The sequence below is a fragment of the Pseudomonas sp. DNDY-54 genome, from assembly GCF_019880365.1.
GTDB classification, from domain to species: domain Bacteria; phylum Pseudomonadota; class Gammaproteobacteria; order Pseudomonadales; family Pseudomonadaceae; genus Stutzerimonas; species Stutzerimonas stutzeri_P.
Genome location: NZ_CP082271.1, coordinates 3,428,907 through 3,447,507, shown reverse-complemented (window position 1 = coordinate 3,447,507; position 18,601 = coordinate 3,428,907). Strand labels below are relative to the sequence as shown.

Genomic DNA, 18,601 nt, shown 5'->3' with positions numbered 1-18,601 from the left:
AAGGAATGAATCTTCTCATCGTTACGGCCTGCCCCAACGGAATGGTCACCAGCGTGCTCACGTCACGCCTGCTCGAAGCGGCCGCCCATCGTCTGGGCTGGTCGACCGCTGTGGAAGTCCACGATCCCAAGGCCATCGGCTCGCCGCTGACGCCCGCACAGATCACCAATGCCGATCTGGTGGTCGTGGTGAAAACCGGACCGTTGTCATTGCAGCGCTTCGTTGGCAAACGCGTCGCGCAATCAACGCCATCCGAGGCGCTGCTCGATCCGGAAGCCTTCCTGCGCAGTGCAGCGGACACCGCCACCGAGCTGCAGCAGGACGACGAAGCGGATGCTGCGCATACCAGCGGCAAGCCCAAACTTGTCGCCATCACCGCTTGCCCGACCGGCGTGGCGCACACCTTCATGGCGGCTGAAGCCCTGCAGCAGGCCGCGATCCGCAAGGGTTACGACCTGCAGGTGGAAACCCGCGGTTCGGTGGGTGCGCGCAACGTGCTGGAAGCGGACGCCATCGCCGCGGCCGACGTGGTGCTGCTGGCCGCCGATATCGAAGTGGATGTCGCCCGCTTTGCCGGCAAACGCGTGTTTCGCTGCGGCACCGGCGTGGCCCTCAAACAACCCGACGCGACGCTGGATCGCGCGCTGGAAGAAGGCGCTGTGCTAGCCGGAGGCGCCACAGCCAATACCGGCGGCGGCGAACAGAAGGGCGAAAAGACCGGTGTCTACAAGCACCTGCTGACCGGCGTGTCCTACATGCTGCCGATGGTGGTGGCGGGCGGTTTGCTGATCGCGCTGTCGTTCGTATTCGGCATCGAGGCGTTCAAGGAGGAGGGCACGCTGGCCGCCGCGCTGATGAAGATCGGTGGCGAAACGGCCTTCCAGTTGATGGTGCCGCTGCTGGCGGGATACATCGCCTATTCCATCGCTGATCGCCCAGGACTGGCGCCGGGGATGATCGGTGGGCTGCTGGCTGGCACGTTGGGGGCGGGCTTCATTGGCGGGATAATCGCAGGCTTCGTTGCGGGCTATGCGGCCAAGGCAGTGAGCCGCTGGATTCCCTTGCCAGCGAGTATCGAATCGCTCAAGCCAATCCTGATCATTCCGTTGCTGGCGAGCCTGGTAACCGGTCTGGTGATGATTTACGTGGTCGGCACGCCAGTGGCGAAGATGCTCGCCGGGCTGACGGAATTCCTCGACACCATGGGAACTTCCAACGCGATCCTGCTAGGGCTGCTGCTCGGCACCATGATGTGCGTCGACCTCGGCGGACCGGTGAACAAGGCCGCTTATGCCTTCTCCGTCGGGCTGCTCGCGTCCCAGAGTTACGCGCCGATGGCCGCCACCATGGCGGCGGGGATGGTGCCGCCAATCGGGATGGGCATCGCCACGCTGATCGCCCGGCGCAAGTTCGCGCAGACCGAGCGCGAAGCCGGCAAGGCCGCGCTGGTGCTGGGCTGCTGCTTCATTTCCGAAGGCGCGATTCCGTTCGCTGCGAAAGACCCGTTGAGGGTGATTCCGGCCAGCATCGCTGGTGGTGCGCTGACCGGCGCGCTGTCCATGGCGGTTGGTGCGAAGCTGCTGGCGCCCCACGGCGGGCTGTTCGTGCTGCTGATCCCCAACGCCATCAATCACGCGCTGTTGTATCTCGTCGCGATTCTCGCCGGCAGCTTGGTGACCGGGGTGATCTACGCCGTGATCAAGCGGCCCGAGGCGCAGCCGCTCGCTGTTGGTGCCACGGCCTGACCATCGGACTGGAAACACTGAACTAAGGCCCTCGCGCCGCATCCACTACAAGCCAGCCGGAACTTTGTGACAGAAGGTTTCGCTGGCTTTTGCTTTTCTGTTCTGAGTACGAATCGCTGGAGACTGTTGCATGAGCATCGACTACGGGCCGCGACCCTTGAGAGTCACCCTGACTGCCGTGGTGGTCCTGGTGCTGGGCGCGCTGATGGCTATTGGTGGTGGCTATCTCGCAATATTAGGCGGGTCCTGGTACTACCTGGTCGCCGGTGTCGGACTGCTTGTTGTCGGCGGTCTGCTGTTTGCCCGGCGTCGCGCGGCGATCTGGTTGTACGCGGTGCTGCTGCTGGCGACGCTGGCGTGGACGCTGTACGAGGTGCGGTTCGACTGGTGGCAGATGGCGCCACGCATCGATCTTTGGTGCGTCCTGGGCCTGTGGCTGATTTTGCCTTTCGTCAATCGCTACGTGAGCGACCGGCTGGTCTGGCGCGACGGCGCCAGTGGTTTGCTCGGGCTCGGCCTGCTGGCCGGTGCGCTGATGGCGGGCTACTCGTTAACGCAGGACTATCACTCGATCACGGGTGAGTTCAGTGATGCGCAGATGCAAGGCCTGAACCCGGAAGGGCAGGCCGGCCGACAGGCCACCGAGTGGACGGCTTACGGGGGCTCTGGCCGAGGCGACCGCTATTCCACGGCTGACCTCATCACGCCGGAAAATGTCGGGACCCTGCAAAAGGCCTGGGAATATCACACCGGTGATTTGCCGGGCGAAGGCGATCCGGGCGAAATCACCAATCAGGTTACGCCGTTGAAGGTCGGCGATAGCCTGTTCATCTGCACTCCCCACAGCATCGCCATTGCGCTGGATGCCGACACTGGCGAGGAGCGCTGGCGCTTCGACCCAAGCATCAACCGCGATGCCGAGTACTACCAGCACATGACTTGCCGCGGCTTGGCTTTCCATGACGCAACCCGCTACGCCGTCCCGGTCGCAAGCGCCGATCAGCCGGCGGCGCGCTGCGAGCAGCGCCTCTTTCTGCCGACCAATGACGGCACGCTCATCGCGCTGGATGTGCAGGATGGCAAGCCCTGTGAAGACTTCGGCGACGCCGGCGTGGTTGATCTCAAGGCGGGCCTGGGCGAAGGCGCGCTGGGCGTCTATCTGCCGACGTCGCCGCCCGTGGTGACCGAGAAACTGGTCATCGTTGGTGGGTCCATTACGGATAACGGCGCGGTGGATTCGCCCGGGGGCGTGATCCGCGCCTATGACGTTCGCAATGGTCGACTGATCTGGAATTTCGACCCGGGCAATCCGGACGCCACCGAGCCGCTCGCACCGGGTGAGACCTATGTGCGCAGCACGCCGAACTCATGGACCATCGCCACAGCGGATGAATCGCTTGGGCTGGTGTACATCCCGACGGGTAATCAGACCCCCGACCAGTGGGCCGTGCCACGTACGCCTGAATCGGAGCGCTTCACGGATACGCTCGTGGCGCTGGAGCTGGACACCGGTAAGGTGCGGTGGGAATTCCAGACTGTCCATCACGACCTGTGGGACCGTGACCTGCCCTCGCAGCCGACGCTGGTGGACATTGACGGGCCGCAGGGCACGGTGCCGGCCATCATCCAGCCGACCAAGCGGGGTGATCTTTTCGTACTGGATCGCCGTACGGGTGAGCCGATTGTCCCTGTCGAGGAAATTCCGGTGCCCCAGGGCACGGTGGAAGGTGATTACGCGGCGCCTACCCAGCCAATTTCGGCGCTCAGCTACGCGCCCGACGCGCCGCTGTACGAGAAAGACATGTGGGGCGGCACGCCACTGGATCAGATGATGTGCCGCATCCAGTTTCGCAAACTGCGCTACGACGGTGACTTCACTCCGCCGTCCGAGCAGGGCTCGCTGATCTATCCGGGCAACGTCGGCACCTTCAACTGGCCATCGGTGGCGGTGGATCCGAGCCGCCAGCTGTTATTCGGTGCGCCCAATTACCTGGCGTTCATCTCGACCATGGTCAACCGCAACGACGTCGATCCGGAGGAGCGTACCGGTGGCGGCGAAACCGGGTTGCAACCGAACCTTGGCGCGCCCTGGATGGTGAGACTGGAACCGTTCATGTCCGTGCTCGGCCTGCCATGCCAGACGCCGCCATGGGGCTACGTGACGGCAGTCGATCTGCGCACCATGAAGAAAGTCTGGATGCACAAGAACGGCACCAGCCGCGACAGTGCACCCTTGGGTATCCCGTTCCCGGTGGGTACGCCAGCGCTGGGCGGGCCGATCGTGACCGCCGGTGGAGTGGCCTTTATGAGCGGTACGCTGGACTACTACCTGCGCGCCTATGACCTGCGAACGGGTGAAGAGCTGTGGAAAGCACGCCTCCCTGCGGGTGGCCAGGCGACGCCGATGACCTACGTGTCCGAGCAGACTGGCAAGCAGTACGTGGTGCAGATGGCCGGCGGGCATGGGTCGTTCGGGACGAAGATTGGGGATTCGGTGGTGGCCTGGACGTTGGAGGAGTAGGTGAAGCGATCGTTGGTATGGGCCGTTGAATCGGCGCTCTACATAGCGCCCGCCCCTCACCCTAACCCTCTCCCCGAAGGGGAGAGGGGACTGGACCGAGTTGGGGTTTCGGTATCGGTATAAGGCGATGCGCAGCGATTCAATTCGTGCGATGCCTCTGCGCACCGTGACGCCAACTGCGGTGTTGCTGCATATATCCCCTGCGAAGACTTGAACGGGTCCTTGGGGCTACGTGAAGCGATACATCCTGATGTGAGTTTGCCAGTACATGTGCTGCGTGATGACCTTATGGTATCTGGCCGATCACCGATGATTCGATAACTTCAGTCCAGCTTCCTCTCCCCGTTGGGGAGAGGGTTGGGGTGAGGGGAGCGGGCCTCAATCCAGCGCAAGATTTCCGTTAGGACACCTTCGAGATTCCGCATCACATCCAGGTTACTGAAGCGAAGAACCGCCAGCCCCTGACTCTGCAGATAGGTCGTGCGCAAACGGTCTTTCGTCAGGCCAGCTTCGTCGTAGTGCTGCCCGCCATCGAGCTCGATGACAAGCTGCAACGCTGCGCAGTAGAAGTCCAGAACGTAGGGCGGCCACGGATGTTGCCGACGAAATTTGAATCCGGCTAAACCGCGATTGCGCAACTGGCGCCACAGCAGACGCTCGCAATCGGTGAGTTGGTATCGCAGGTGTCTGGCGAACTGGCGTTGTTCGGGGGAGGCACGTTCAGTGGGCATTCACGGTCCTTGTGAAAAGGCAGTCTCTCGCTTCCTTGCGAGAGTGCTTTCAGATGAGCGCAGTGGCATGCCGCGCAAAATCAACTACGCCTGCAGCAGGCGCACCCCTATGTCAGTGATGCTCGCGCGTCGCCCTGAATTTCACATCCGGCCAGCGCTCTTCCATCAGGCTCAGGTTGACCCGCGTCGGCGCCAAGTAGGTCAGGTGTCCGCCACCATCGACCGCCAGGTTCTCGTAGGCCTTGTCGCTGAATTCCTTGAGCTTCTTCTCGTTGTCGCACTCGATCCAGCGGGCCGACCAGACGTTGATCGCCTCGTATGCGCACTCGACCTTGTATTCCTCCTTCAGCCGGCTGGCGACGACGTCGAACTGCAGCACGCCGACCGCGCCGAGGATGATGTCGTTGTTGCGTTCGGGGAAGAACACCTGGGTGGCGCCTTCTTCGGCCAGTTCCTGCAGGCCCTGGCGCAGCTGCTTGGATTTCAGCGGGTCCTTCAGGCGCACGCGGCGGAACAGTTCCGGGGCGAAGTGAGGGATGCCGGTGAAGCCGAGGTTCTCGCCTTCGGTAAAAGTGTCGCCAATCTGGATGGTGCCGTGGTTGTGCAAGCCGATGATGTCGCCGGCCCAGGCTTCCTCCAGCTGTTCGCGCTCGCTGGAGAAGAACGTCAGCGCATCGGCGATGCGGATGTCCTTGCCGATGCGCGCGTGGCGCAGCTTCATGCCTTTTTCGTACCTGCCTGAGCAGATGCGCATGAAGGCGATACGGTCGCGGTGCTTGGGGTCCATGTTCGCCTGGATCTTGAACACGAAGCCGGTGAACTTGTCCTCGACCGGTTCGACAACGCGCTCGTTGGCAGCGCGAGGCAGCGGCCGTGGTGCCCAGTCAACGACGGCATCGAGCACATGATCCACGCCAAAGTTGCCTAGCGCGGTACCGAAGAACACCGGGGTGAGCTGCCCGTTCATGAACTCGTCCTGATCGAACTCGTGGCAGGCGCCCTGCACCAGCTCGAGCTGCTCGACGAAGCGGTCGTACTCGTCGCCGATGTGCTTGCGCGCTTCGTCTGAATCAAGCTTCTCGATGATTTTGACGTCGGTGCGCTCGTGCCCGTGGCCTGGCGTGTAGACGATAATGTAGTCGTCCTTGAGGTGATACACGCCCTTGAAGTCACGGTAGCAGCCAATCGGCCATGTGATCGGCGCGGCCTTGATCTTCAGGACCGCCTCGATCTCGTCGAGCAGCTCGATGGGGTCGCGGATGTCGCGGTCGAGCTTGTTGATGAAGCTGACGATGGGCGTATCGCGCAGGCGGCAGACGTCCATCAGGGCGATGGTGCGTGGCTCGACACCCTTGCCGCCGTCGAGAACCATCAGCGCCGAGTCCACCGCGGTGAGGGTGCGGTAGGTGTCTTCCGAGAAGTCTTCGTGGCCGGGGGTGTCGAGCAGGTTGATCATGTGCTCGCGGTAGGGAAACTGCATCACCGAGGTGGTGATGGAGATGCCGCGCTGCTTTTCCATTTCCATCCAGTCGGAGGTCGCGTGACGGTCGGATTTGCGCGACTTCACGGTACCGGCCACGGCAATGGCCTTGCCCATCAGCAGCAGCTTCTCGGTGATGGTGGTCTTGCCCGCGTCGGGGTGGGAAATGATGGCGAAGGTGCGGCGCTTCGCGACTTCGGCGGCCTGAGAGGTCATGGCGGTCCCGGTATAGAAAGCGTGTCGGAAAAAGCCGGCGATTATAGCGCACTGCCGTGTGAGCGATGGCAATCGCCGGACGGATCCGTCGTGTTGCTGGTCACGTATTGGACGCGGACGCGAGCTGCAGACGCGGGCGGTGATCGAGTGGCTATAGGGGCTGCGACTGGCGTCCTTCCGCCTGGTTTAAGGAACATCCCCGCGTCACATCGGTCGGTTTGAGTACGGTAGGTTTGCCGAAGGGTCAAAAAAAGGAGTGAGCGCGGATTTTTCGTTGATCTCAATCAGCAGTGGTTCTAAAGTTCGCGCCCGAACGTCCATGCTGGCAACGATCCATCCGGCTCAAGTACTGACGACGAGAGATCACGATTTTCACCAGACCGCTGCGGCAGTTGCCGCGGACCTGGCCGTGATGCTCGGCGACATGCCTTGGGAAGTAGGCGAACCAAAGTGGGGAAACTGATCAGGCGTTCTTGCTCACCCCTAATCCGACTTTACGTTTCCCGATTTGGAGCCATGCATGTCGATCAAGATTGAAGACTACTATTCCCGTCCCACCTTCCAGAAGATGAAGGATTTCGCTGACCAGCACGAAACCCCGTTCGTGGTCATTGATACCCAAACCATCGATAAGGCGTACGACGATCTGCGCGCCGGGTTTGAATTCGCCAAGGTTTACTACGCAGTCAAGGCGAACCCGGCCGTCGAAATCATTGATCTGCTCAAGAACAAGGGTTCCAGCTTCGACATCGCGTCGATCTACGAGCTGGACAAAGTCATGTCCCGCGGTGTCGGCCCGGAGCGCATCAGCTACGGCAACACCATCAAAAAAGCCAAGGACATCCGCTACTTCTACGACAAGGGTGTGCGCATGTTCGCCACCGACTCGGAAGCCGACCTGCGCAACATTGCCAAGGCCGCGCCGGGTTCGAAAGTCTACGTCCGCATCCTGACCGAAGGCTCGACCACCGCCGATTGGCCGCTGTCGCGCAAGTTTGGCTGCCAGACCGACATGGCCATGGACCTGTTGATCCTGGCCCGTCAGCTGAAGCTGGAGCCCTACGGCATCTCCTTCCACGTCGGTTCGCAGCAGCGCGACATCTCCGTGTGGGACGCCGCGATTGCCAAGGTCAAGGTGATCTTCGAACGTCTGAAGGAAGAAGACGGCATCGAGCTGAAGATGATCAACATGGGGGGCGGTTTCCCCGCCAACTACATCACCCGCACCAACAGCCTGGAAACCTATGCCGAGGAAATCATCCGCTTCCTCAAGGAAGACTTCGGCGACGAGCTGCCAGAGATCATTCTCGAACCGGGCCGCTCGTTGATTGCCAACTCGGGCATTCTGGTCAGCGAAGTGGTGCTGGTAGCGCGCAAGTCGCGTACTGCCGTCGAGCGCTGGGTCTATACCGATGTCGGCATGTTCTCCGGTCTCATCGAAACCATGGGTGAAGCCATCAAGTTCCCGATCTGGACCGAGAAGAAAGGCGAGATGGAAGAAGTGGTCATCGCCGGCCCGACTTGCGACAGCGCCGACATCATGTACGAGAACTACAAGTACGGACTGCCACTGAACCTGGCCATCGGCGACCGCATGTACTGGCTATCCACCGGCGCCTACACTACCAGTTACAGCGCCGTGGAGTTCAACGGCTTCCCGCCGCTGAAGGCTTACTACATCTAAGCACCCCAGCCATGCAGAACGCCGCGGACTCCGCGGCGTTTTTGTTTACGGTTTCGTACATTCCGCGCCCATGACCCTCTGAGCGCAAGATCGGCGGCTCCTTTGCCGATTTGCCTGCAGGTTAGCTGCAAACTGGCCTGGCCTGGCCTGGCCTGGCCCGGCCTCGGCTGTAGCCGCCTCGTGCGCCGGAGTCAGTACAGGTCGCGGCGATAGCGCCCTTGCTCGCTCAAGGTATTGAGCTGAGCCTCGCCGAGCACTCCGACCAATATCTGCTGCACGTCGCGGCCCATGCCCTCAAGGCTGCCGCATACGTACAGCGCGGCGCCCGCGTCGATCCAGCACCGCAGCTCGTCGGCGGCGTCACGCAGCGCGTGCTGCACATAACGCTTCTCAAGCTGATCACGGGAGAACGCCAGGTCCAGTCGTTGCAGATGGCCGGTGCGGAGCCAGTGCTCGATTTCCTGCTGAAAGAAGTAGTCGATGGACTGGTTGCGCTCGCCGAACAACAACCAATTCCGCGAGCCAGGCACCGCGGCGCGCTCGCGTAGGTGCGCGCGCAACCCGGCCAGACCCGTGCCATTGCCGATCAGGATCATCGGCGTGCTGTGCGCCGGCCCGTGGAAGTTGGGGTTGCTGCGAATGCGCAGCGCTAGCTCGTCGCCGAGCACAGCGTGCTGACACAACCAGCCAGAACCCAGGCCGAGACGGCCATCGGCGTGGCGAGCCTCGCGCACCAGCAGTTCCAGCGTGCCGTCAGCGGGTACCGAGGCGATGGAATACTCGCGGTGCGGCAGCAGCGGTAAAGACAGCAGGGCGTCGACGTCGTGGTCCGCCAGTGTTGTTTCATCTGAGCTCAGTCGGCGTTTCGACAGAGCCAAGGCCAAAGTCTGTTCCCCGGGGATTGGCTGGTGCGGATCGTGACCAAGCTGGAGCAGCAGCGCTTCGATTTCCCGAAGCGGATGCTGCGGTCCAATTTCGGCGATGTCGCCGGCCTGCCAGAACGCCGTGGCCGGTCCGCCAAGCGCGAGATGAAAGACCGGCGCACCCGAGCTGCTGGGGTTGAGGCGCGTTCGGGTATCGAGACGCCAGGGTTGGTACGGTGCCGATTGCCAATCTGAATAATCGCTACGGCCACTGAGGTACCCCAGCTGATGCTGCCAGTGGCGGAGTATTCCAGGGTCGCCGCGGTCGGCGCAGAGCAGGTCGAACAGCGGTGCCGCCTGTCGCTCGCGTAAACGGGCATCAAGGCGTTGGCCAAAGCCGCAGAAATGCGAATACCGGGCGTCGCCCAGCGCCAGTACGGCAAATTCCAGGTGAGACAGGTCCATGGCCTGGCTCGACAAACGCCGCTCGAATCGCGCCGCGTTGTCCGGCGCTTCGCCCTCACCATAGGTGCTGACAACGAACAGCGCGCGGCGGATGCCTTGCAGGGTGTCCAGGCGATTCAGGGGCAATACATTGCACGTCAGTCCTGCTTCATGCAGCTGCGCGGCGCTGCGTTCGGCCAATTCCCGGGCCTGGCCACCTTGACTGGCATAGGCGATCAGCAGCGCGTCTGGCGTCAGGCTTTGTATCGCCTTCGAGTGGCGATGGTGTCGCCAACTCACCAGGCACAGCGTGAGATAGGCGACCGTCACCAGCGCTGCGGTCAGTTCTCGCGGCGGCTGCCACCCGAGCAGTGCCGCGCCCAGCAGCAGGCAGGCGGCCACGACGGCTTGGCTGAACGACACGAAGCGGACTGAAGGGGAAGGCAATAAGGGACCCTTTCCAGAGATGTTGGCGGCAGGGCAAGGAAGCGCTCGGACCACAGGGCCAGCCGATTCATTTCTGGTCAGCTCGCCCTGGCTCCGCTTGCAGACTTACAGCGCAAGCACCTCGAGCGTGGCGCTGTAACTGTCGCGGCGCTGGCTGGCCGGCTTGCTGACGCCTTTGTCACTGGTTAGCTCGGCTTCCAGCCAATACATCCCAGGCGTCGGCCAGGTGATGCTGACCTTGCCGTCCTCATCGGTGATGGCCTTGATCTCGCCCAGTTCGTCGCGGTAACGATTGCCGCCGGGAATCACGCTGATCTCCACGTCTGCGGCGGGCTTGCCGTCAAGCAGGAAGACGAACTCAGCCGCTTCGCCGGCATAAAGGTCGTTGGGATGGGTGACCGGAGCCAGCTCAAGACCCTCGCCGGTGGGCTCGAGCACTGTCTTGGTTGGAGCCCCCGACGTCGCAAATACTTCCATGCGGCTGCTGTTCTGCGTGACCTTCAGCGCCTCGGCTTTGTCCGGAACGTCCGTGGCGAAGGTCTGTGCATTGCCCATCCACCGGCGCGTTTCGCCATTTTCTTTCCAGCTGGCGAACAGGCCGCTATTGGCGACTGCCAGCTTGTAGGTTCCTTTCTGGGTCAGGTGCACATCGAAGGTGCTGCGATACCGGCCGATGCTGCCGTTCTCGGGCTGGACCTGGGTGCCATCCGGAGCGATCACCTGCAACTGTGCGGCAGGACGTGGGCGCATGCCCGGTGGGCCGCCAGCGGGGGCCTGATCCACTTCGCCGATGCCCTGCAGGCGCAGCGGGAAATGCTCGAAATAAAAGAGGTCGTTGGACACCGCGGCATCCACCGTAATCCACGGATCTTCACCGGAGAGGACGGTCGCGGAGGGTAGCATCCAGGCGCGGTGCGCTTGGGCGGACAGCGGCAGACAGATGGCCAGAGCCAGGGCGGTCCATTTGATGACAGGTTTCATTCTGGGCTTCCTTGGATCATGGATTCAGTTGGACGGTGACCGAGCCCAGTTCGCTTTCGCCCTGAGCCTGTTGTTTTTCAGCGTTCTGCGGCGGCCAGGTGAACGGTAGGCGCAGCAACTCGCGCCCGCCCACTTCACGAGCGGCTTCGACCACCAGGCGGTAATCGCCTGCGGGCAGATCCTTGAGCGGCGTCTTGGTGTCGTCGAGGGTCAATTGGTGGGTGCCGACCGCGCGCGTCGCACCGCTGACACCGTCTACCGGCATTTGCAGGCTACGGCCGCTGCGACGCCACCATTCACGCATGTCCTTGAGCCACTTCTCGCCTTCGTTGTCCTTCAGCTTGAGGTCGTACCAGACGGCAAGGTTGGCGACGTGGCGCTTGTCGGGCTCTTCCAGCCACAGCGCCACATAGGGGCGGTGGTATTCAGCGACCTGCAAGCGAGGGATTTCCACGTCGACCACCAGCTCCGCGGCCATCAAGGGCGACGTGAGCAGGGCAAGGGATAGCAACAAGGGTTTACGCATTGAACGTCCTTAATGAATGAACAGCAGCGCGAGCAGCAAGGGGATCACCAGCCCAGCGCCGACCAAGGGCCACGTCGTTGGACGACCACTGGCGTGACGCTGCAACAGCAGCAGGCCAGTGATGCTGAACAGCACGCAGACCCCGGCGAAAATATCGATGAACCAGCTCCACGCGCCGCCCGTATTGCGGCCTTTGTGCAGGTCGTTGAGGTACGCGATCCAGCCGCGGTCAGTGGCCTCGAACAGCAGCTCGCCGCTGTTCAGATCCAGACTCAGCCAGGCGTCGCCACCGGGGCGGGGCAGGGCGACGTAAAGCTCGCCGTCGCTCCACTCGGCTTCGCGACCGGCCAGCTCAAGTTTCAGCTCGCTTTCGAGCCAGCCCTCCAACTCGGCGGGCAGGCCTTCGCTCGGTTGCGTGGCTAGCAGCTTTTCCTGCAGCGAAGCCGGCAGCCGCGCCTGGCGCTCGACAATGTCTGGTCGGGCTTCGATTTGCGCCGCGTGGTTGAGCGTGATCCCGGTAACCGCGAACAGCAGCATGCCAACCAGACACAGCGCAGAACTGATCCAGTGCCATTGGCGCAAGGTGCCGAGCCAGACGTGCATGGGGTGCCTTGAGTGGGGAGGGACGGATTGCCGGATTCTAAAGTCCAGGCGCGGGTAGATGCCAAGAATTTACAGAAGACATACATTCGCATTCGCACGACACCGGCGAGGCCGGTGCCGCACGCTGCTACGGAGCGATCAGAAGTTATAGGTTGCAGAAAGCCACAGTCGGCGGCGTTCCTGACTGTTGTTGTAGACGTTGTCATAGGCCAGTTCAGGCTGGCCACGGACTACATTCGTATAGGGCTTGTAGTCGAGGAAGTCCTTGTCGAACAGGTTGTATATCGTTGCGTTGAACGAAAGCGCCTCGGTTGCCTGATAGCTGCCTCCAAGATGGAAAAGGCTATAAGCCTTGTAATCACCGAAGGCCTCTTCGGCATAGTTGATGCTGTTGGTGGTGTTGCGTGCACGCTCGCTCCTGTATTCCCCGCGTAGCCAGGCGGTCAGGCGGTCCGTGGCTTGCCAGTTGAGCGAGGCGTTGATTAGGTGTTCAGGGGTGTCGCTGAGTGGCCGCCCTTTGTTAACGCCGCTCTTCTGTTCACTATCGGTGTAGGTGTAGTTGCCGCTCAGCGACCAGCGCGGTGCCAGTTGCATACGACTGGCCAGCTCGACGCCCTGGGTCACTGCTTCGTCGACGTTGATGCTCTTGTTAAACGTCTCAGCGACGCTCTCCCAGCCCGGCCCGATATCGACGCAACCCGCACTGGCGGTTACACGGCAATTGTTCACCTCGGTCGTGGATATTTTGTCTTCAAACTTGTTATGGAACAGCGTTGCGTTGGCGCTGAAGCCTTCCAGGTTGTCGAAATAGACGCCGAATTCGCTGCTGGTGCTGGTTTCCGGCTGCAGGTCGGGATTACCGATCAGCGGCAACGTGCCCTGGCGGCCGAATCCATTGATGCCATCGGCCAGCTGTTCGAGGCGCGGTGCTTTGAAGCCCTGACTCACGCCACCTTTCATCGTCCAGTTGTCGTTGGTGTTCCAGACCAGATAGGCACGCGGGCTGAATTGGCTGCCGAACTGGTCGTGATCGTCGCGGCGAACGCCCAGAGTCAGTGCCAGATCGTCACGCAGTCGCCATTCGTCTTCGATGAACAGGGCTGTCATGCGATGCTCGAAGGTGTCGTCGATAACACCATCTACCATCTCCGCATCCCACCACTGGCCGCCAACGGTTACTGCATGGTTGCCAAGGTGCGTGATGAATTTGGTGTCGAAGATGGTGTTCTCCGTCTCCAGCGTTCGATCACGTAGCGGCTCGCCGGCAGGCACAGGGATGATGCGGCCAATGGTTTCAGTGGTATTGCGAGTCAGGCTTGATTCCAGCGTGCCGAACGCGAAACGGCCGGTATGCGCGACGTAGTACTGCTCGCGTTCGTAACGTTGTTCGTCGGAGTAGCCCTGATTGCCGAGGGTGCCCAGCTGACCTTCGCTGTTGTCATACCGCTGCTTGCCGACTTCGTAATCGAGGCTCACATCGTGATCGGCGTTGGGGGTGAAGGTCAGGCGCCCGCCAGCATTGTAGATATCGGATTCGACCGGGTTGCGGCCCATCCATGGCGTGACTTCATTGTTGTTGACGTCCGAATAACGGATGTTCGATTCGTCGCGCTCGATGTAGTTGCCGCGGAGGGTGAGCCCTAGCCGATCCTCGACCAGTGGCCCGCTGAGGTAGAGGTTCGTCCCGCGGCCATCACCGTATTCGTCATGTTGCTGCAGTGTGCTCTCCACCGATGCGGAGCCGTGCCATTGCTTGCCGACTTTACGCGTGATGATGTTGATCACGCCGCCCATAGCATCTGAGCCGTACAGGGTCGACATGGGGCCACGGATAACTTCGATGCGCTCGATTGAAGCGACGGGCGGCATGAAACTGGTAGAGGTTTCACCGAAGCCGTTGGGCGTTACGCTGCCTGCCGCGTTCTGCCGGCGACCATCGATGAGTATCAGCGTGTAGTCGCTGGGCATGCCGCGAATGCTGATATTCATACCGCCCGTTTTGCCAACGGTTCCGCCGACGTCGACGCCTTCCACGTCCTGAAGAGCGTCCGCAAGACTGGTGACACGCTTGCGTTGAAGCTCTTCGCGGCCAATCACGCTAATACTCGCGGGAGCCTCGGTAATCTTCTGTTCAAAACCGGAGGCGCTGACGACCGTGTCGCCCAGCGTAATGGGGTTCGCATCGGCAAACGTAAAGAAGCTGCAGCTGAGCAGGGAGGTGGTCAGGGCCGTGCGAGCGAAGGGGACATGCATGCGTGAGATCCTAGGCGGGTCTAAATGTTGGTGCGCATGATAGTGATTCGCGATTACTCTTTGGTGGGATTTTCGATTTGGACCCGTCCGCCACCTTCCCGCGGTCGCGTGAAGCCTAGTGCCATCAACCTTTGCGGGAATGTTTCAAGTTGTGTCTTGCGTGAGGTCGGCGAGCGAAACGGCTGCATGACGCCGCTAGCGGTTGGGCGAACGGGTTCGTTGTTGTTGCATGGCGCGGGTTATCCGGCCAGGGCTGGCCGGATCTAGGCGGATTTTCAGCGCGTTTGCACTTCAATCACACCGTCGGCATTGATGCTGATCTGCCGGGTGCCGGCTTCAATGTCCGGAGTCGGCATGGCGTCCATGCTCTTCATCGAGACACTACGCATCATCTCCGGCTGGTAGCCGCCACCGCTCCCAAGATTGAGGGTGACGATGCGGTAGTTGGAACCGCCCAGCGCCTCGGTGGCAAGTTGTGCCCGGGCGCGAAAGGCAGTGACGGCATCCTTCAGCAGAGCATCTTCGTTTTGCTTGCGGATGGCATCGGAAACGCTGAAATGCATGCCGCCCATTTTCAGGTCTTGCATCAGGTCGCCGGTGAGCTTGGACAGGGCGGTAAAGTCGCCACTTTCAAGGCGCAGCTCGGCCCGCTCACGCCACGCTGTGATCTGCTGGCCCTTTTCCTCATAGACCGGGTAGCTGCTGCGACTGCCCTGGCTGACCACCACACCCTTGGCCTGGCGGGCGCGCTGCAAGGCTCTATTCATGGCCTCGGTCGTTTGCGCGGCCAACTGCGCTGGATCTTGATGCTGGGCTTCGCTGTAGAGCGTGACGTGCATGCGGTCATGGGCCACTTCACTGCTGGCCTCGGCACGTAGCGAAATCTGGTTGTAATGTTGCTCATCGGCGACAGCGGGAAGGCAGGCGATACAGGCTAAGAGCGCAAGGCTGCGGGGGGCGGAAACGAACATGAAAGCTCCTGAGTCGAAGGCACCAGCGGTGCGGCGTTGGAAACTGTAGCGTTTTGCCGGCTACATCGCAGTGTTTCCGTGCGTCGCGTTGCCGCAGATCAGCCGTCTTTCTGACGGCTTGGTTATACTCGCGGCTCGTTTGGAGACCCCATGTACGCATCCGTTCATCTGCTGTCCGCCAGCCGCCAGAACCTCCGTCTGCTCACGCTGATTCGCATCCTGGTGCTGGCTGCTCAGGCGGGTGCTGTGGGGCTCGCCTACGCCGCCCAGCTGTTTGTGCTGCCATGGTTCCATCTGGGCGTCACGCTGGCCGTCTCTGCGCTGATCTGCCTCGGTACAGCGATACGGCTTCGTGGGCCTTGGCCTGTGACCGAGCAAGAATACGCGGTGCATCTGGCCGCCGATCTGCTGATCCACAGCGCCCTGCTGTATTACTCGGGCGGCTCGACCAATCCCTTCGTGTCGTACTACCTGGTGCCGCTCACTATTGCAGCCGCAACGTTGCCGTGGCTGTATTCCGTCGTCCTCTCCGGGCTGGCCCTGGCAGGCTATACGCTGATGCTGGTGTGGTACGACCCGGTCATTGCGCCGCCAGTGGATCGCACGACATTACTGGTCTATGGCATGTGGCTGAGCTTTGCGCTCGCCGCGGCGCTGATCACTTTCTTTGTTGCCCGAATGGCTGAGCAGTTGCGACGACAAGAACAGCTCCAGGCCCAGCGCCGAGAAGAGAGCATGCGCGACCAGCAGTTGCTGGCCGTAGCGACCCAGGCGGCCGGTGCGGCGCATGAGCTGGGAACGCCGCTGGCGACCATGAGCGTATTGCTCAAGGAGTTGCGCCAGGATTACAAAGAGCCCGCACAGCTCAGCGAGGATTTGGCGCTCCTGCAGTCGCAGGTTCAGCTATGCAAGGAAAGCCTGCGGCAGTTGGTTCGGGCAGCTGAAGCGGATCGCCGGCAGGCCGTCATCGAGCAGACAGTGCGCGAGTGGGTCGAGTCGGTCTTGCAGCGTTGGCACTTGATGCACCCTGAGGCAACCTATCGCTTTCAATGCCTGGGCAAGGGTTCGCCGCCGCGCCTGATGCCGCCGGCTGATCTTGGCCAGTCGTTGCTTAATCTGCTGAATAACGCGACCGACGCCAGCCCGGACGATCTCGACATCCGTCTGGATTGGGATGCACAGTGGATCAAATTGACGATTCGCGATCACGGCGCCGGTGTGCCGTTGGCCATCGCGGAACAAATCGGCCGACCTTTCATTACAACCAAGGGCAAGGGGTTCGGCCTCGGCCTGTTCTTGAGCCAAGCCAGCGTGACCCGCGCTGGCGGTACGGTGAAACTTTACAATCACGAGGATGGTGGCACCCTGACCGAATTGCGGCTGCCGCATGGCTCGGTGCGAGCCTGACCTGACGTGACCCATACGCGAGGAATGCAAACATGACCGAAGAGTTGCAGCACGACGGCGAAGAGCAGCCCCATCTGCTGCTGGTGGACGATGACCCGACCTTTACCCGTGTCATGGCTCGCGCCATGAGCCGCCGCGGCTTGCATGTCAGCATTGCTGGATCGGCCGAAGAAGGTCTGGAGATGGCCAAGCAGGATTTGCCGGACTACGCCGTTCTGGATTTGAAGATGGAAGGCGACTCGGGCCTCGTGCTGCTCCCCAAGCTGCTCGAACTCGATCCGGAAATGAAGGTGCTGATCCTCACCGGCTATTCCAGCATCGCGACGGCGGTCGAGGCCATCAAGCGTGGCGCCTGCAATTACCTGTGCAAACCTGCCGACGCGGATGATGTCCTGGCCGCCTTGCTCTCCAAGCACGCCGATCTGGACACCCTTGTGCCGGAAAACCCGATGTCTGTGGATCGCCTTCAATGGGAACACATTCAGCGTGTGCTGGCCGAGCATGACGGCAATATCTCCGCTACGGCTCGCGCATTGGGCATGCACCGGCGGACCTTGCAACGCAAATTGCAGAAGCGGCCCGTTCGGCGTTAAGCGGTCCCAAGCAACAGGCGGCATGAGTAACGGCTAACCGCCTCTTTCTTGCGAAGGCCCCTTGCCAGCCCAGGCCTTGGTCTGCGGTTAACATTACTCCGCCTTTCGCACCCCGAGTTTGTTCATGCTTTCTGTCGCGATCCAAACCCTGGGCATCACTGCTCCGGTCTTCGTCATGCTGTTCTTGGGCGTTGCACTCAAGCGGTTGGGCTGGATCGATGCGGCTTTTATTCAGACGGCCTCGGCTCTGGTGTTCAAGGCCACCATGCCAGCCCTGCTGTTCATCTCTATCATCAAGGCTGACCTTGACGCGGCGCTACAGCCAGCCCTGCTGATCTATTACGTCATCGCCACTGTCGTGACGTTCTTTCTGGCGTGGGGTTGGGCGCTCTGGCGCTGCCCAGTGGCAGATCGCGGCGTTTACGTTCAGGGCGCTTTTCGCGGTAATAACGGCATTGTCGGCCTGGCGTTGGCGACCAGTCTCTACGGTGACTATGGCCTTTCCCTCGGCGGCGTTCTGGCTGGCGTAGTGATCCTGCTCTACAACAGTCTGTCCGCTCTGATACTGGCCATCTACAGCCCGGACGGGCGCTCAGGCGCTGGCGCTATCCTCCTCAGTATTCTGCGTAATCCACTCGTTATTGGAGTGACGGTGGCGGTCCCCTTCGCCTATTGGCAGATCCCGTTGCCGGGATGGCTGATGACGTCCGGCCAGTATTTCGCACAGATGACCCTGCCGTTGGCGCTTATCTGTATCGGCGGCACGCTCTCTCTGTCCGTTCTGCGTGAAAGCAGCCGTCTCGCATTGAGCTCGAGCCTGATGAAAATGATCTGGCTCCCTGCGCTCGCGACCGTCGGGGCATGGCTGGCCGGCTTCCGCGGTCCCGAGCTTGGCATTCTGTTTCTCTACTTCGCCAGCCCTACCGCATCAGCGAGCTTTGTCATGGCGCGCGCGGTGAACGCCAACCACCAGTTGGCGGCGATCATTATCGTGATCACGACGCTAATGGCGGCATTGAGCATCAATGTCGGGCTGTTCTTGCTCGGCTGGCTGGGGTGGATCTAAGCACCGCCTGTCGGTGTTGTGATCAATATCGGCTTTCCAGCTTAAGAAAGGCTTGGCGCAGTCGTAATTG

At 61.5% G+C, this 18,601-nt stretch carries 14 protein-coding genes; 6 read left to right on the top strand and 8 right to left on the bottom strand.

The annotated features are described in order from the left end of the window. Nucleotides 1-5: 5 nt before the first annotated feature. Both K4O48_RS16040 and K4O48_RS16035 read left to right on the top strand, forming a co-directional pair. Nucleotides 6-1,745 carry a PTS fructose-like transporter subunit IIB gene (locus tag K4O48_RS16040; protein ID WP_222909372.1) on the top strand — a complete coding sequence of 580 codons (1,740 nt, stop codon included), beginning with the start codon at nt 6-8 and terminating at the stop codon, nt 1,743-1,745. A 130-nt stretch (nt 1,746-1,875) separates the two neighbouring features. Continuing rightward, nucleotides 1,876-4,266, top strand: a complete 2,391-nt coding sequence (locus K4O48_RS16035) for a membrane-bound PQQ-dependent dehydrogenase, glucose/quinate/shikimate family (RefSeq protein WP_222909371.1) — start codon at nt 1,876-1,878, stop codon at nt 4,264-4,266. 323 nt (nt 4,267-4,589) lie between these two features. Here the strand turns inward: K4O48_RS16035 and K4O48_RS16030 are convergent, their stop codons facing one another. Together K4O48_RS16030 and K4O48_RS16025 are read right to left on the bottom strand one after the other, a co-directional pair. After that, nucleotides 4,590-4,997, bottom strand: a complete 408-nt coding sequence (locus K4O48_RS16030; protein ID WP_222909370.1) for an endonuclease domain-containing protein — start codon at nt 4,995-4,997, stop codon at nt 4,590-4,592. A gap of 112 nt (nt 4,998-5,109) precedes the next feature. Then, on the bottom strand, nt 5,110-6,693 hold the full coding sequence (locus tag K4O48_RS16025; protein ID WP_222909369.1) for a peptide chain release factor 3: 1,584 nt from the start codon (nt 6,691-6,693) through the stop codon (nt 5,110-5,112). A gap of 520 nt (nt 6,694-7,213) precedes the next feature. On the opposite strand from K4O48_RS16025, the gene K4O48_RS16020 reads away from it, so the two are divergent. After that, nucleotides 7,214-8,377 carry a type III PLP-dependent enzyme gene (locus K4O48_RS16020; protein WP_222909368.1) on the top strand — a complete coding sequence of 388 codons (1,164 nt, stop codon included), beginning with the start codon at nt 7,214-7,216 and terminating at the stop codon, nt 8,375-8,377. Between the two features lie 191 nt (nt 8,378-8,568). On the opposite strand, the gene K4O48_RS16015 is transcribed toward K4O48_RS16020, so the two are convergent. The 6 genes from K4O48_RS16015 to K4O48_RS15990 all read right to left on the bottom strand — a co-directional run bounded on the left by K4O48_RS16015 (nt 8,569) and on the right by K4O48_RS15990 (nt 15,465). Then, complete coding sequence (locus K4O48_RS16015; RefSeq protein ID WP_222909367.1) at nt 8,569-10,131, bottom strand: sulfite reductase subunit alpha; 1,563 nt, start codon at nt 10,129-10,131, stop codon at nt 8,569-8,571. A gap of 105 nt (nt 10,132-10,236) precedes the next feature. Beyond that, entirely contained in the window at nt 10,237-11,112 is an 876-nt protein-coding gene (locus K4O48_RS16010) for a DUF4198 domain-containing protein (protein ID WP_222909366.1), read from the bottom strand. Nucleotides 11,113-11,128: 16 nt separating this feature from the next. Beyond that, a complete protein-coding gene (locus K4O48_RS16005) occupies nt 11,129-11,638 on the bottom strand; it encodes a DUF2271 domain-containing protein (RefSeq protein ID WP_222909365.1) in 510 nt (169 codons plus the stop codon). A 9-nt stretch (nt 11,639-11,647) separates the two neighbouring features. Further along, nucleotides 11,648-12,241, bottom strand: coding sequence for a PepSY-associated TM helix domain-containing protein (locus tag K4O48_RS16000; protein WP_222909364.1), 594 nt, complete (start codon nt 12,239-12,241; stop codon nt 11,648-11,650). Between the two features lie 138 nt (nt 12,242-12,379). Continuing rightward, entirely contained in the window at nt 12,380-14,494 is a 2,115-nt protein-coding gene (locus K4O48_RS15995) for a TonB-dependent receptor domain-containing protein (RefSeq protein ID WP_222909363.1), read from the bottom strand. A 275-nt stretch (nt 14,495-14,769) separates the two neighbouring features. Then, the gene (locus tag K4O48_RS15990) at nt 14,770-15,465 is read right to left on the bottom strand and encodes an SIMPL domain-containing protein (RefSeq protein WP_222909362.1); all 696 of its coding nucleotides are present in this window, start codon (nt 15,463-15,465) and stop codon (nt 14,770-14,772) included. Between the two features lie 150 nt (nt 15,466-15,615). On the opposite strand from K4O48_RS15990, the gene K4O48_RS15985 reads away from it, so the two are divergent. The 3 genes from K4O48_RS15985 (at nt 15,616) to K4O48_RS15975 (ending at nt 18,531) form a co-directional block, all read left to right on the top strand. Further along, nucleotides 15,616-16,872: an ATP-binding protein gene (locus tag K4O48_RS15985; protein ID WP_222909361.1), complete on the top strand. Its 1,257-nt coding sequence runs from the start codon at nt 15,616-15,618 to the stop codon at nt 16,870-16,872. A gap of 32 nt (nt 16,873-16,904) precedes the next feature. Next, a complete protein-coding gene (locus tag K4O48_RS15980) occupies nt 16,905-17,465 on the top strand; it encodes a response regulator transcription factor (protein ID WP_222909360.1) in 561 nt (186 codons plus the stop codon). Between the two features lie 124 nt (nt 17,466-17,589). Continuing rightward, the gene (locus K4O48_RS15975; RefSeq protein ID WP_222909359.1) at nt 17,590-18,531 is read left to right on the top strand and encodes an AEC family transporter; all 942 of its coding nucleotides are present in this window, start codon (nt 17,590-17,592) and stop codon (nt 18,529-18,531) included. Nucleotides 18,532-18,601 lie beyond the last annotated feature (70 nt).